General features: G+C 62.3%; 13 protein-coding genes. All 13 read right to left on the bottom strand.

Translation table 11 applies throughout. The features are described from left to right. Positions 1-494: biliverdin-producing heme oxygenase (locus ABSG20_RS18860; RefSeq protein ID WP_423866025.1), on the bottom strand; the 494-nt coding region annotated here is incomplete at its 3' end. Further along, a complete protein-coding gene (locus tag ABSG20_RS18855) occupies positions 491-1,705 on the bottom strand; it encodes a methyl-accepting chemotaxis protein (protein WP_423866024.1) in 1,215 nt (404 codons plus the stop codon). The genes ABSG20_RS18855 and ABSG20_RS18860, both read right to left, overlap by 4 nt. Further along, on the bottom strand, positions 1,702-2,160 hold the full coding sequence (locus tag ABSG20_RS18850) for a hypothetical protein (protein ID WP_423866023.1): 459 nt from the start codon (positions 2,158-2,160) through the stop codon (positions 1,702-1,704). The genes ABSG20_RS18855 and ABSG20_RS18850 overlap by 4 nt, the downstream gene beginning before the upstream one ends. Before the next feature lie 30 nt (positions 2,161-2,190). Next, positions 2,191-2,559 carry a response regulator gene (locus ABSG20_RS18845; protein ID WP_423866022.1) on the bottom strand — a complete coding sequence of 123 codons (369 nt, stop codon included), beginning with the start codon at positions 2,557-2,559 and terminating at the stop codon, positions 2,191-2,193. A 3-nt stretch (positions 2,560-2,562) separates the two neighbouring features. Then, a complete protein-coding gene (locus ABSG20_RS18840) occupies positions 2,563-2,859 on the bottom strand; it encodes a hypothetical protein (RefSeq protein ID WP_423866021.1) in 297 nt (98 codons plus the stop codon). Further along, the gene (locus tag ABSG20_RS18835) at positions 2,859-5,138 is read right to left on the bottom strand and encodes a chemotaxis protein CheA (protein WP_423866020.1); all 2,280 of its coding nucleotides are present in this window, start codon (positions 5,136-5,138) and stop codon (positions 2,859-2,861) included. Before ABSG20_RS18835 ends, ABSG20_RS18840 begins: the two co-directional genes overlap by 1 nt. Beyond that, a complete protein-coding gene (locus ABSG20_RS18830) occupies positions 5,135-5,557 on the bottom strand; it encodes a response regulator (RefSeq protein WP_423866019.1) in 423 nt (140 codons plus the stop codon). Before ABSG20_RS18830 ends, ABSG20_RS18835 begins: the two co-directional genes overlap by 4 nt. Beyond that, the gene (locus ABSG20_RS18825; protein WP_423866018.1) at positions 5,554-6,423 is read right to left on the bottom strand and encodes a CheR family methyltransferase; all 870 of its coding nucleotides are present in this window, start codon (positions 6,421-6,423) and stop codon (positions 5,554-5,556) included. The genes ABSG20_RS18830 and ABSG20_RS18825 overlap by 4 nt, the downstream gene beginning before the upstream one ends. Next, positions 6,423-7,046 (bottom strand): HEAT repeat domain-containing protein, encoded by a 624-nt coding sequence (locus tag ABSG20_RS18820; RefSeq protein WP_423866017.1) that lies wholly within the window; start codon positions 7,044-7,046, stop codon positions 6,423-6,425. Before ABSG20_RS18820 ends, ABSG20_RS18825 begins: the two co-directional genes overlap by 1 nt. 1 nt (position 7,047) lies before the next feature. Further along, positions 7,048-8,127, bottom strand: coding sequence for a chemotaxis-specific protein-glutamate methyltransferase CheB (gene cheB / locus ABSG20_RS18815; RefSeq protein WP_423866016.1), 1,080 nt, complete (start codon positions 8,125-8,127; stop codon positions 7,048-7,050). After that, the gene (locus ABSG20_RS18810) at positions 8,112-9,734 is read right to left on the bottom strand and encodes a chemotaxis protein CheW (protein ID WP_423866015.1); all 1,623 of its coding nucleotides are present in this window, start codon (positions 9,732-9,734) and stop codon (positions 8,112-8,114) included. The genes cheB and ABSG20_RS18810 overlap by 16 nt, the downstream gene beginning before the upstream one ends. Before the next feature lie 35 nt (positions 9,735-9,769). After that, a complete protein-coding gene (locus ABSG20_RS18805; RefSeq protein WP_423866014.1) occupies positions 9,770-11,701 on the bottom strand; it encodes a methyl-accepting chemotaxis protein in 1,932 nt (643 codons plus the stop codon). A 191-nt stretch (positions 11,702-11,892) separates the two neighbouring features. After that, positions 11,893-13,753 (bottom strand): EAL domain-containing protein (locus tag ABSG20_RS18800; RefSeq protein WP_423866013.1); only part of this gene is annotated, 1,861 nt, incomplete at its 5' end.

Raw genomic sequence — 13,753 nt, 5'->3', positions numbered from 1 at the left:
CGGAAGCTCTGCCACATCGGTCCCACCGCCTCGCCACGTCCTCCGAAGAACCGCGTCGCCCCGGCGATCGAGGCACCAATCCGCGGCTCGAGGTCGCGCAAAATCAGTCGGCCGCCAAGTGTCGCTCCCTCGATCACGTAGAGTGCCCCGAGGGCGTGCGCAAAGCTCGGCAGATCCGGTAGCAGGTGTTGCGAAGCCCGTGGTGGTTCGCGCGGATCGATACCAAGGGCTGTGAGATCATCGACAAGGCAGCTTGTGTGGTCGCGCGCCGACATCGAAAGGCCGAGCGAATTCCACTCGGAGAACGCCGCCAAGGAACATTCAAGCGGCTGGTAGAGTCCGAGGAAACGAGCGAGCCAGTTCTGGTAGTCAGCGCGGGTGCTGATGGCACCGGGCAATCGAAGCAGGGCCTCGATCTGCCCATGCAGGGGCGCCGTTCGTTGCCGTAGCTGTGCCGAAAGCGAGAGCAGTGAGTCCGCGGATCGCGGCCTCACCGGAGCGCCCGATTTTCCATACCTATCTGGGAAGCTGCCGGTCCCATGCCGGCGCCGATGTCCTGAAGGTTCTTTTTGAGCACGCTCATGTGCCCATCGACGGAATTCGCCGTTTCCAGTACGAGTTCGGACAACATTCCGCTGTTGGACGCGATCTGCGCCGCCTCGCGGATTTCGCGAGACAATGTGTATACCGCATCGCGCATGGTCTCAAGATTGGAGGATACCTGCCCGGCCAGGCTTTCTTGCGCGACAATGGCCTTTCCGATCGAGCTGCTGGCCTCGTCGACGCTGGCAATCGTTCCCACCAGGGCTTGCAGCGACTCGACGCTCTCGGCGACCATCCCGGTCATCTCGGCAATCTTCTGACCGATCGTATTTGTTGCCTCGGCGGTCTGGTGCGCGAGTTGCTTCACCTCGTTGGCCACAACGGCAAACCCCTTGCCCGCCTCGCCGGCACGTGCCGCTTCGATGCTTGCGTTGAGAGCCAGCATTCTGGTCTGCCGGGCGATACCATCGATCATCTTGGTAACGTCGGACACCGTCCGCGACAGCGTCGCCATGGTCTCCACGCAGCCTCTTGTGATTTCCGCCTGGGCGGTCGCATCCTTGACGATGTCGATCGAGCGCTTGACCTCCGAACCGATGAACTGGATCGAACCGCTGAGTTCCCCGCCGAACGCGTTTAACCGCTCGATCCCGCCTTCGGCCTCGACCGCGCGCGACATGGCGCCGCGGAATTGATCCTTGGCCTGCGCCGCAGCTGTCGCCATTTCGCTCGCCATCTCACGCATTTGGTGGTTGTCACCGAGCACGGTATTTACCGAGGTATCGACCTGATCGACGATCGCCGAACCGAACAACCGCATCGCGGTCTGCATATCCTGTGCCGTGCCGGGATGGATGCCATTCGGCTCCCCCGGCCATGCGCCATGGCTCGCGCCCTCTGCCGTCATGTCCTTGCCCATGACGTCTTTTAGTCGCGCGGGGAGAGCCGGCGGATCTGCCTCGGCGGACTCGGCCCGGCGCGTGCCGATCCAAGCAAACAGGGAAATGCCTGCGACCGCCGCGGCAAGTATCCGCGCCGGCGTCGGGACATCCGGCGATACCAGGATGGCGACACCGCAAGCAGCGCTGGCAAGCGTGGGCACGATTGCGCCCCATTGTGTGCGACCGCGATGGAAGCCTGCAGCCGGGAGAACGATCGTCATTTTCCCGGTCCTTCCCGATTGTGGCTCCCCGCGCCGGTTCGCCCCGGCGATGCGCCGACGGCGAACTGCCGCGTGGCGGCCTCGTGCACCTGGCGCTGCTGGTCGGAGACGTAAAGCGTGGCCAGTTCGTCGGGCGACAGACGATTGCCGAGCGGCACATCGGTTGCGGCCAGGCGTTCGAGGGCCGTCACCACGCAATCGACCGTCTGGCAGGTGAAGTCATTGCGCTGTGCCTGCTCGAAGGCGAGACTTTCGAGCGAGCGGCTGATCTCGGCCTGTGCTGCGACCGCGGTGCTGCATTGCTCGTTCAACTCGGAGTCAGAATCGGAGCAGCGTTTTGCAAGCTTTTGGACGAGGCCCGACAGCTGCGCCAGCACGTCGGAGGTTCGCCACAGCAGTTCGACCGTCGCGCCGCTGTCTATGCGATCGCGCAGCTCCGCAACCTGCGCCGCCAAGACGGCGCAAACAAGATTCTCGCCGGTCGCTCACTTCGGCAGGAGCTGTTTCAGCGTCGACAGCAGTTCACTCGGCTCGGTCGGCTTGGTGAGCCACGCCGAAGCCCCGGCGACCCGTGCCTCATCCCGCTTCTGCCCACCGGACTCGGTGGTCAGCACGATGATCGGGGTGAACCTTGTCGAGGCGCTTTTCCTGGCCTCCTTGATGAAAGCAACGCCGTCCATTTGCGGCATGTTGAGATCGGTCAGGATCACGCTCGGCTTCAGGCCGGCGGCGAGTTTGGCCATGCCTTCCTTGCCATTGCTCGCGGTCTCAACTTCGTAGCCGGCATTTTTCAGAACCCGCGACAGGCTCATGACCATCGTGGCGGAGTCGTCGAGGACGAGGATCGCAGGCATGGCTCAGGGCTCCATTTCGCAGAGGGTTTCGGTGTCGGCAACGGCAACGTCCCGAACTGATAGCTCAGCCGAATGAAGGATTGGTGCAAGCCAGCGCGCGAGCTCCGGATTCATGGGTGTTCCCGACATCGGAACCCGCATCGCCAACAGCAGCTGAAAGCAAGCCGCGTGCAGATGGGTGCAACCGCTCCAGTCGATCAGGTCCGCGCCGGCCTGCAATTGCTGCAACAAAACCTCCGCGTCCTCGACGGCACAGACGCCCTCGAGGAATATCGTGTCGCCCAGGCGCCGGATGGTCATCAGATCAACTCCTTGAGGTCGAGCACGAGCAGCACGCGGCCGTCGCCGAGCAAGGCGGTGCCGGCATAGCCCGTGATCTTGGCCAGCATGCCTTCGAGTGGCTTCAGGATCACTTCCATGCCTTCACCGAAGGCCGATATCCCGAGTCCCACGGTTTGTCCGTTCACGCGAACCACCAGTACCGCGATCTCCTCGCCGGCGGCCGCTTCGTCCGGCAGCTCGAGAAGCTGCGTCAGACGGACCAGGGGGACCACGCGATCGCGGAGGACAAAAGCCTCCGATGTCTTGATGCGAACCACATCGCTGCGCGGCACCTTCACGATACCCTCGATCAGATCCATCGGAACGCCGAACAGGTTCTTGCCCAAGGCGACCGTCATCACCCGGCTTACGGCCATGCTGAGCGGCAGGTCTATCCGGACCGTTGTTCCCGCGCCCTTGACGCTCGTCATCGCAATCCGGCCGCCGGCCTTTTCGACGGCGTTGCGCACCACATCCATGCCCACACCCCGGCCGGAGACGTCGGAGATGCTTTCGGCCGTCGAGAACCCGGCGGCGAATACCAGCATCGTCGCTTCGTCGTCGGTGATGGCGGCGAGGCGGGCCTCGTCGATCAGCCCCCGCTCATAGGCCTTGCGCTTGATGACTTCCGGATCGATGCCGCGGCCATCATCGACCACTTCGATCACCACCTGGTCGCCGTCGCGGCGCGCCAGCAGCTTGACTTTCGCAGCGCCTGGCTTGCCGCACGCCGCACGCGCTTCGGGCGATTCGACGCCGTGGTCGAGGCTGTTGCGGACCATGTGCAGCAGCGGATCGAACAGGCTCTCGATGACGTTCTTGTCGGCTTCGGTATCCTCGCCTTCGATGACAAGATCGACCTGCTTGCCGAGCTTGCGCGCGAGATCGCGCACCAGCCGGGGAAAGCGCTGAAACACCTGGCCGACAGGCATCATGCGGATCGCCATTACGGCACCCTGCAGCTCCTGCGCGATGCGGTCGATGACGCCGTACTGATCCTTGATCTCGCGTCCAAGTTCGCGCGAGCCGAATTGCTGCTCGGCCCGTCGCGCCAGGAACGGCAGGCTGTTCTTTGCAACCACCAGCTCGCCGATCAGATTCATCAGGGAATCGACCTTTTGCTGGTCGACCCGCAAGGTTCGTGACGGTGCGCGCTCAGTTGTTTCGCCGGGCGCGGACCGACCCTCTTCCGCGAACGCTGGCGGGTCAGGCATGATGCTGGCTGACGCGACCTCGGGTCGAAGCAGATCGGCGATTGCGCCGCGCAGCGGCGCGCTCGATCCAGCGCCCAGCGACCGGGCCTCCGCCGCTTCGAGTGTCGCCGCGTTTTCAGAATGTCCGGCGAAGCGCAGCGCGTTTGCAACGACCCGCGCCGCCGAAGCAACGCGACCGGCGAACTCCTCGGCAGGCGCGTCCAATTCCAGAAGATCAATTTGCTCGCGCAACAGCGCCTCGACAACATCGGGCAGCATCAATCCCGGCGCCGAATCGGCGAGCGCCGAGGCCGCGAGCTCGGTGATTGTCACCTGGGTGGGGACGTAGCGGAACAACGTCTCAAGTTCTGGACGGTCCGCCGTCGACAAAGCGTGGAAGCCAAGATTGCAGTTGAATGGATTGAGATCGTAGAGCGCCGGCCAGGGCGACCGCTCAGCAACGCCGAGCGCCTGCAATTGCGGGATCTGCATCGCCAGATGGAGAGGGTCCTCGCCTTTGAAGAAACACCCCTCCTCGGGCAGGTAGGACACCAGAGTGATGGCTTCTTTGCGAGCCGTTTTCGCCGCGTCCGCGATCGCATCCTTGCCAAACCAGCGGTCGAGGGAGCCCGCTGGATGCTCCATCGAGCTAAAGGGATTTGCGAGCGCTTCGACTGGCCCTCGCGTGAAATGCCCACGCAATTCTGCAACCAGATCCGTTGCGATCGGGGCAGCGTCGGCCGGAAGTTTCTCGGTCTGATCGAGGTATTCAATCCATTGCCCGACCTGGTCGAGCGTCTTGAGCGTGAGATCAACCATTTCGGGCGTCAGCGCCAGCTTATGTTCGCGCACGTCCTGGAAGATATCCTCGGCCGCGTGCAGTATCCGGGTGAGCGGCTGTACGTCGAATAGGCCTGACGATCCCTTGAGTGTATGGACCGAACGAAACAGCCGATTGATTGCATCTTCGTTTTCTGGCGTACGCTCGAGCGCCAGCAGATCTTCCCCGGCTTCCCGCAGCAGGTCACCCGCCTCGGCGACGAATTGGACCAGCAGCTCGTTCATGCGACGCTCCTTCCGAGCAGGGCGGCGACATAAAGCGCAAGCTGATCTCGCGCGACCGGCTTGACCAGATAGGCGTTGGCGCCGGCCTTGAGCGCGGTGTGGTGATCCTCGGCGCCGGCCTCGCTGGTGGTCATCAGCGCCGGAACCGCGTGCGTGATCGGCTCCCGCCGCAGCGCATGCAGGAACGTGTAGCCATCCATCATCGGCATGTTGACGTCGACGATGCAGAGATCGAACGGCGTCTGAACGGCCTTCTCCAGGCCTTCGATACCGTTGATCGCTTCCTCGACCCGGTAGCCCTGCTGTTCGAGTATCTGCCGGTAGTAAAGTCGCACGACGGTCGCGTCATCGACCACGAGAATTTGCGCGGCAAACCTTTCGGGGGCCGATACCGCCCTCGAAATGACATGTACGTTCACCGTGAACCTCCACATTTCTGGTAAACGATCGCCTGCGGAAACTTCCTGACCTCGAACAAGGACGAGATCCGGCTCATCGATTCCGAATGCCCCAGACAGATAAAACCTCCCTGGCCGAGGCTGTCGTAGAATGATTCGACGACCTGGCGACGCGAACGGTCGTCGAAATAGATCAGCATATTGCGACAGAAGATGACGTCGATGCTGACAAACGCGCCCATCTCCGCGGCGTCGCTCGCGTTCACTTTTGTGAAGCGCACCGATTGGCGGATGGCGTCGATCAGGCGGAAACCCTCGGGGCCGGCCGACACGAAATATTTCCGTACCAGTGCCGGCGACAGCCGATGCAGCGACCTGGCGTCGTAGACGCCAGCCTCCGCGGCGCGCAGGACATTGGTGTCGATGTCAGAGGCCATGATCTCGATGTCGTAGTCGTCAACCTTCGGCCAATTCTCGAGCAGGTACATCGCGATCGAGTACGGCTCCTCTCCGGTCGAGCTCGGCATCGACCAGATGCGGATGCGGTCGCCCTTGCGGCGCCCGGAGACCAGTTCGGGTAGAATCCCGTTGACCAGACAATCGAGCTGGTGATCCTCACGGTAGAAATAGGTTTCGTTGATCGTGAGCAGATTGATCAGCGCTTCAATCTCGCCGCTGGCATCGCGCTGCCGCAGGCGCTCGAAGTAGTCTTCGACGCCCGAGGCTCCGATCTTGCGCATCCGCTCGATCAGGCGCTTGTCGACAAAATAGCGTTTGTTGGCGGCAAACGAGATGCCGGTACGGCGATAGAAGAACTCGCAGAATTTCTGATATTCGGATTCGCTGATGGCAAGCGTTGCGGTGGAGCGTTGCGCCAGGACCGACATCAGGTCGCCCGCGCATCGTCGCCGAGAATACGGGCGCAGGCGATATCGACGGCAAAGAGCAGGAATTGCTCGTTGGCGAACCGATCGCGCAGTCCGTTCAGCGCCGGGAGCAAATCTTCGGTACCGACCTCGGTCGCGACATCGACCGCGGCGGCGCAAACATTGACATGCGGATCGAGCTCGAACACACGCCGTAACCGCGGGATTGCGAGTTCGCCCGGCCACGCCCGTGTTACCTCGACGGCGAGAATGCGCACGTCGGTATCTGGATCGTTCATCAGCGCGTCGAGCACGGCGACGGCGTCGCCTTCGAGGCGCTTCAGGGCTTCGATGGCACCCCCGCGCAGACCGGCATCGTCGCTGCGGATGAACGGCGCAACCAATTCGGCCGCGTGTGTTCCGCCGATATCGCTGAGGCTTCCGAACAGCGCGTCGCGGACCCGCGGATCCGGCTCGGACTGAAGACGAGCGGCGAGAATGGATGCGCCGGCCGGGTCTTTCGACAGCGCGCGAGCGGCATGGCGCCGCTCATCGACGTCACCGCCGGCCAGTTTTTCACGGCGGGACTCAAGGCCCTCAGGTATCGCGTCCAGCGTGGCTGCGGCGGGTCTGATCAATGGCATGTCAATTGGTCCAGCGTCGGAGTTGATCTGAAACGCGCTCAATCGGGAGCACGACCGTGGCACCGCCCAGCTTTACCAGTTCGCCGGGCATTCCCCACACCACCGCGGTATCCTCTGATTCCGCGATGGTCCGGCCACCGCGCGACCGCAGCTCGGCCATGGCCGCCGCGCCGTCGTTGCCCATGCCGGTGAGCATCACGCCGAGAAGGTGATCCGGAGCGACATGCTCGAGCGCGCTCGCGACCAGGCGTTCGACGCTCGGGTGCCAGTTGTGTTGCGGCGATGCGGGATATGGAATGGCAGTGAGAACGCCACTGCGCAGACCAACCTGAAAGTCGGCATCGCCGCGCCCGATATAGGCCACGCCGCCGCGCAGCGGCATCGGCCGGGTGACCTCGACCACTTCAATTTCCGACAAATCGTTGATCCGGCGTGCGAACACCCCGGTGAAGCTCTCCGGCATATGCTGCGCGACCAGGATCGGCCACGGAAAATTTCTCGGCAGCCGTGGCAAAACCATTTCGATCGCGCCGGGCCCTCCGGTCGATACGCCGATCAGGACCACCCCTTTTACCGGGCCCGCCGCTGTGCCGGCGCCAGTTCGGGCGCTGCAGGCGGAATGCTTCGGGCTTTCGACGGAGGGGGCGCGGTTGCGAACGCGCTCCAAAAGCCCGCGGCTCTTGCTGATGCGTGCCCGCGCGGCGCTGCGCACCTTGGCAACCAGCTCGACCTTGATCTTGTCGATGTGGAGCGAGACGGTGCCATCCGGCTTGGGAACGAAATCGACGGCGCCGAGGCTCAGCGCCTGCAGCGTCACCTCTGCGCCCTCGCTGGTGATCGACGAGACCATCACGACGGGCTTCGGGCATTCGACCATGATCCGGCTGAGGCAGGTGATGCCGTCCATTTCCGGCATGTTCACGTCGAGCGTGATCACGTCGGGCGCGATGGATCGCGCCATCGACAGCGCCTCCGCGCCGTTGCGGGCAAAACTCACCTCGAAATCGCCCTCGGCCTTGAAGACATCGCCCAGACACTTTCGCATCAGGGCAGAATCGTCGACGATCAGAAGCTTGGGCATGGCGCCGGACTCGGTTCGACGGCTGGCGCACGTTGCCTGGTCACGCCCGAGGCTTCCTCAAGCGTCGCGAGTTCTTGTTTATCCAAGAGATGATCGGTATCGATCAGCAGGATCATCCGCTTCTGCTTCTCCAGATTGGCCACGCGCGATATGATCCGGGCCTGCTCCTCCGAGAGCAGGGGCGTCGGTCCGATGGCATTGCGTGGAATCTTCAGCACTTCAGATACCGAATCGACGATGAATCCGGTGCGAACGCCATCGATAGTGAACACCATGATCCGCTGGCGATCGTTACGCTCCATGTCATCGAGGTCGAACCGCGTCCGCTGATCGACTACCGGCAGCACGGCACCTCGGAGATTCACGACTCCCTTGATGAAATTCGGAGCCTTGGGTAGCCGTGTCAGCGATTCCGGAACGCGCACGATCTCCTGTACCGCGTCGATTGGCGCGCCGTATTCTTCGTCGGCGAGGCGGAACACCACGAACTGTTCTTCCTCCGCGTGCGCGAGCGCGCCTCCAACATCGTCCGAAGCCATCGCGTCCTCTCCGCTTTCCCCTGTACTGAGCTGTGCCGCGGCGCGGCGAACCACCTCGTTATCGAAAAGTGCCTCGGCCGAGAGCACAGAAACCAGACGCTTGCCGCCATTGAGCCGACAAATTCCCTGGATTTCGCCGTGCGTTCTCCCGCCCCGCATCAGGCTCGGCACGGGATCGAGCGCGCTGCGGTTGACGCGCAGCACTTCCTTGACGGTATCCATCACGATCCCGACCGAGGTTTGATCCGGCAGCGGCACCACGACGATCTTGCTGCGATCATCGAGCGGCACCGCGGGTAGTCCAAACATTTCGCGCAGACTGACGAGCGGGAGCAGCCGGTTGCGCAGTGTCACCACGCCCAGGACATGAGAATCGGTTTTCGGCACCCGGTTGATATGCTCAGGAACCTGGACGATCTCCTGCACGTTCTCGATCGTCAGCGCGTATTCCTGTCCAGCGACCTCGAAGCTCACGAGCTGCATTTCGTCGGTCGTCTCGGCCGCCCGCTCCACGGCGTCGTTGATCTCGCCGGTACTGGCCTTTTGAGCGCGTCGACGCCCCGAGCCGGAATCGCTTTCGAAAAGCCTGATGGGATCGAGGATCATGATCATCCCCTTCCCGTCGGCCGTCTTGATCATGCCGAGGAGAAGGTCGGTGTTGACTGTCGCCTCGATCGAACTCACGCTCTCGATCTGATCGGGCTCCGCCGTAACCACCGCCGACATCCGGTCGACAACGAGACCAACGGGCGTGCCGCGATTGATGACTACCACGCGGGTGGCATCATTGTGTTCGACATCCGGGTAACAGAATATCCGCCGCAGGCTGGTGACGGACATCACCGTACCGCGCAGATTGGCCAATCCTTCCAGGCTGGCGTGGCTCAGGGGCACCTGGATGATATCCGGCATCCGGATGATTTCCTGCACTTCGGCAAGCGGCACCGCGAAGATGCCGTCGTCGATGTGAAAGGTGACGTATTGCCGGGTTTCGCCGGTCGAGTTGCCGTATTGCCTTCTATCGCCGGCCGGCTCATCCGCGGGAGCAAGCGGAGGCGCATCGGCCACGTTTGATTCCATGATCACGAGCGTAACCTTTCCTATTAATCCCGTGAGTTCTGGAGTTCGTCGGCGAGCGAGGCGATTTCCTCGACGGCGACCGCCAATTCCTCGGCGCCCTTCGACTGCTGTTTCGCCGCGCTGGCCGCTTCGACCGCACCCTTGCTGGCCTGGTCGGCGGCGATGGAGATCTGCTGCGTCGCCTTCTGCGCCTCCTGGACCGCGGTCAGGATGATCTCGGAGCCTTTGAGGATCTCTTCATTGCCGTCCAGGACGATGGCCACGTCCTGCTCGACCATCGCCAGGTTGGTCGTGATCGCCTTGTTGTTCTGGGCTTCGATTTCCGCTGCGGTGGCGATCTGCTCCAGATCACGCCGGACGGCGACGATCTGATCCTGGGTCGCCTTGACGACGTCCTTGATGCGATCGGCGTTCTCGGCCGATTCGCGCGCGAGATTGCGAATGTCGGTCGAAACCACCATGAAGCCCTTGCCGAACTCGCCGGCGCGGGCCGCCTCGATCGAGCCGTTGATCGCCAGCATGTTGGTCTGGATCGACACCGTCGTGATCGAGTCAACGATCTTGTCGATGCGCCGGCTGACCTGCTCCAGCGTTGCGATCAGTTTGCCGCTCTTGTTGGTTTCTTCGAGCCCCCTGGAGACGCCCTGGATGAGTTCTTCGACCGCCGAACGGCTGGCTTTCACCAGATCGGTGATGGCGCGACAGGACTCCAGCCCCGCCTTCGCCCGCGCTTGCGACAGTGCGGCGCCCTTTTCGATCTGGGAGTTACCGGCGCTCGATTGCTGCGCGGCCGCCGCGGCCTGCTGCGACCCTTTATTGATCTGTTCGATCGCCGCCATGATCTGAGTCGCGGAGCCGCTGATTTCCTGGACCGCGGAGGACAGTTCCTCGGCCGCGGACGCCATTTCCTCGGCGCTTTTCGAAATGTCGGTAGAGTTCTTCAGTTCGTCGGCTAGCGTGGATAGTTCCTCCGACGCGGTCTGGCTCTGGTTCAGCGCCACGCTCTGCTGGTCGACCGTCTTCAAGGCCTCTTCGCAAGCCGCCGACTGTTCGGTGGCGGCCGCGGCGATCTGTTCCGAGCCCTTCTGCACTTCCTTGGTGGCGAGGTCGGATTGCAGCGCCGCGGCTGCGATTTCAGTGCTTGCCGCCACGAGTCCGCGCATGTCGGACCGCGCCTTTTCGAGCTGGACCGTCACGGCCTTGCCCTTCTCGGCTTCGATCCGGGCCGCTTCCGCGGCCCCGTTGATGCCCTCGGCAATCGACTTTACTTCGCCTTGAATCTGGCCCACCAGGCCCTGGATGTCGCTGGCGCTCTTCTCGGACGTCTCAGCCAACGCTCTCACTTCATCGGCGACGACCGCGAAGCCCTTGCCGTGCTGACCTGCCCGCGCCGCTTCGATGGCGGCGTTGAGGGCGAGCAGGTTGGTCTGGTCGGCGATGCGCGCGACAGCCTTGACGATTTCGCCGATGTTGGCGGCCTGTTTTTCGAGTTCGACGACCATCTGGACGGAGGCCAGTTGGCGGTCGGCGCCGGCGCCGATATTGGCGACCGAGGCACCGATCTGGGCGTTCAGCTCGCCCAACAGGGTCTGCAACGCCTCGGATTTCTGCCGCGAGATCTCGGCCTTTTCCTTGGCCTGGGTCACGCCGGTGGCGATATCGGTGACAGCGACGAGCGATTGCTGGGCCGCACCCGACGCCTCTTCGGCGCCGGCCGCAATCTGCTCCATCGACTTGGAAAGTTCCCCCGCTGCCGATGCGGATTCACTGATCGCCGAAGCCATCTCCGCCGTTGCGGCGGCGACGCGCTCGGCAACCTTCTGCTGACGGGCAAAGGTGCGGGCTCGCTTGCGCTGAACTTCGGCCTGGCCGGCGCTGCGATCGATAGTGGTTGCAGCATGGCCAATTTCTTCGCGGCTTCCCGGCACAACCTGTGCCCGTTTGGTCAGTGGCATCGTATTCTCCTTGGGGTCAAGACTAGGCGCGTCGGCAACCCCTGGGGAATGACGAGGGCGCGGGTTCGGATGGGCCGGTCGGCGATCTTGATCGACCATGCTTCCGCGATCCTGCGTAATTGGTTAATTATTCATGCTGTAGAAATACGGGGACCGAACCGACCGAGTTTGACCAAGCTCGATCCAAATGGCTACGCGGCTCGCGGCGCCGCGGGGCCGGACGATTGCCGTGTTGAAAAACTAAGCTGGGATGGCAGAACGGGACGTCCGAACAGATAGCCTTGCACAAGGGTCACGCCGGCCTTGCGCAGGCGTAGATACTGTTCTTCGGTTTCAACGCCTTCCGCAGTGGTGACCATCTTCATGCCGCGCGCGAGAACAATCACCGACGATACGACGGCTTCGCAACTGCCGTGCTTGCCGTAGCCTTGGGTAAAGGATTTGTCGATCTTGATCTTGTCGAACGGAAATCTGGTCAGATAGCCCAACGACGAAAATCCCGTTCCGAAATCGTCAAGCGCGAATGTGACCCCCAGATCTTTCAGCTGCCTGATGGTCGCCAAGTAGTCTTCGTCCCCGTTCAGAAAGACGCTTTCCGTGATCTCCAGTTCGAGTCGCCGCGGGTTCAGTCCGGACTCGACCAACGCGCGCAGGACGACATCAATCAGGTTGCCCTTTCGGAATTGAACCGCCGAAAGATTGACCGCGACCTTGACATTGTCGGGCCACTTTACGGCGTCGGCGCATGCTTGCCGCAGGATCCACTCCCCGAGCGGATTGATGAGGCCGGTCTCTTCGGCCAGCGGAATAAACTGATCGGGAGGAACCAGACCTTCGCTCGGGTGTCGCCATCGGACCAGAGCTTCCACCCCGGCTACGCCGAGTGTATTGACGTCGATAATCGGCTGGTAATGCAATTCGAACTCATTGCGTTTCATTGCCCCGCGCATTTCGACTTCCAGCAATCGCCGCGCCTCCGCCCGCTTGAGCAGATCCGGTGAAAAGAAGCTGAAGCAGCCTCGCCTGTCGGATTTGGTTCGGTAGAGCGCGAGATCGGCCTGCTTCAAAAGATCATGAGGCACGCTTGTGCTGTCGACAGCCATGGCAATCCCGATACTCGCGCCGATGTCGACCGTGTGGCCATCGAGGCAAAACGGCCGGGATAAGGCTTTTTCGATCCGGAGCGCGAGAGCTATCGCGCCCTCGCGCAGATTCTCCTTCCCGCGCTGAATGATTCCAAATTCGTCGCCGCCCAGCCGCGCGAGAATATCGCCTTTTCGGATGGACGATCTCAAGCGACCGGCGACCGCTCTAAGCAGATCATCGCCGAGGGGATGTCCCAACGTATCGTTGACGTATTTGAACTTGTCGAGATCGAGCATCAGGACGGAGAAGGCACCGCCGTTTCGCCGCATCTGCGCGGCTGCTTCCTCGAGTTTTTCCGACAGCAAGGCCCGATTGGGAAGGCCGGTCAACTGGTCGTGGTGGGCCATGAACGCAATACGTTCGTCAGTCCGGTTGCGCTCCGTGATATCCTCGTGGGTGGCCACCCAGCCTCCGCTGGATAGCGGATGCCGGGCGATTGCAATGACTCTTCCGTCGACCAGGTGCTGCTTTTCATTTCCAAGCGTTGGTTTGGTCAGGACATATTTCGCCGTATCCTGTCCGAAGTCGGTACCACTCACGTGCCGGTGCTCCAGGATCTGGCGTAACGTCGTGCCGGGTCTCACCTGATCCGGCGTCAATTTATAGATCGCGCAAAACGGCTCGCTGGCGACGATGACCCGCTGCTCAGCATCGAACATGCATACGCCCTGGGAGATGTTGTTCAGGGCCTCGCTGAATTGCCTTCCGATGGTGCGGATCTTGTCGGTCTGACGCTTTTGCCTTTGGTTTACCTGTTGCAGGCGCCCGTTCAGCTTTGCTAGTTCAGAGATGTCCTGCAGAACGGCGACATAGGACAATTCGTCGATTTTGTGGATGTTCAAGCTGAACGACGCTGACCCGAAACTCAAACAAACCTCGTCGCCAATAACGCCCGACGCGTCGACG

It is taken from the genome of Bradyrhizobium sp. (genome assembly GCF_049512235.1).
Classification (GTDB): domain Bacteria; phylum Pseudomonadota; class Alphaproteobacteria; order Rhizobiales; family Xanthobacteraceae; genus Bradyrhizobium.
The sequence above is the reverse complement of the archived record's forward strand: the minus strand, read 5'-3'. Positions and strand labels throughout refer to the sequence as shown.

Excerpts from the sequence above, each read along its gene's own strand:
- ABSG20_RS18825 (WP_423866018.1), bottom strand. The coding sequence starts at position 6,423 with ATGTCGGTCCTGGCGCAACGCTCCACCGCAACGCTTGCCATCAGCGAA.
- ABSG20_RS18820 (WP_423866017.1), bottom strand. The coding sequence starts at position 7,046 with ATGCCATTGATCAGACCCGCCGCAGCCACGCTGGACGCGATACCTGAG.
- ABSG20_RS18845 (WP_423866022.1), bottom strand. The coding sequence starts at position 2,559 with ATGCCTGCGATCCTCGTCCTCGACGACTCCGCCACGATGGTCATGAGC.
- cheB (WP_423866016.1), bottom strand. The coding sequence starts at position 8,127 with ATGCCCAAGCTTCTGATCGTCGACGATTCTGCCCTGATGCGAAAGTGT.
- ABSG20_RS18855 (WP_423866024.1), bottom strand. The coding sequence starts at position 1,705 with ATGACGATCGTTCTCCCGGCTGCAGGCTTCCATCGCGGTCGCACACAA.
- ABSG20_RS18805 (WP_423866014.1), bottom strand. The coding sequence starts at position 11,701 with ATGCCACTGACCAAACGGGCACAGGTTGTGCCGGGAAGCCGCGAAGAA.
- ABSG20_RS18840 (WP_423866021.1), bottom strand. The coding sequence starts at position 2,859 with ATGACCATCCGGCGCCTGGGCGACACGATATTCCTCGAGGGCGTCTGT.
- ABSG20_RS18835 (WP_423866020.1), bottom strand. The coding sequence starts at position 5,138 with ATGAACGAGCTGCTGGTCCAATTCGTCGCCGAGGCGGGTGACCTGCTG.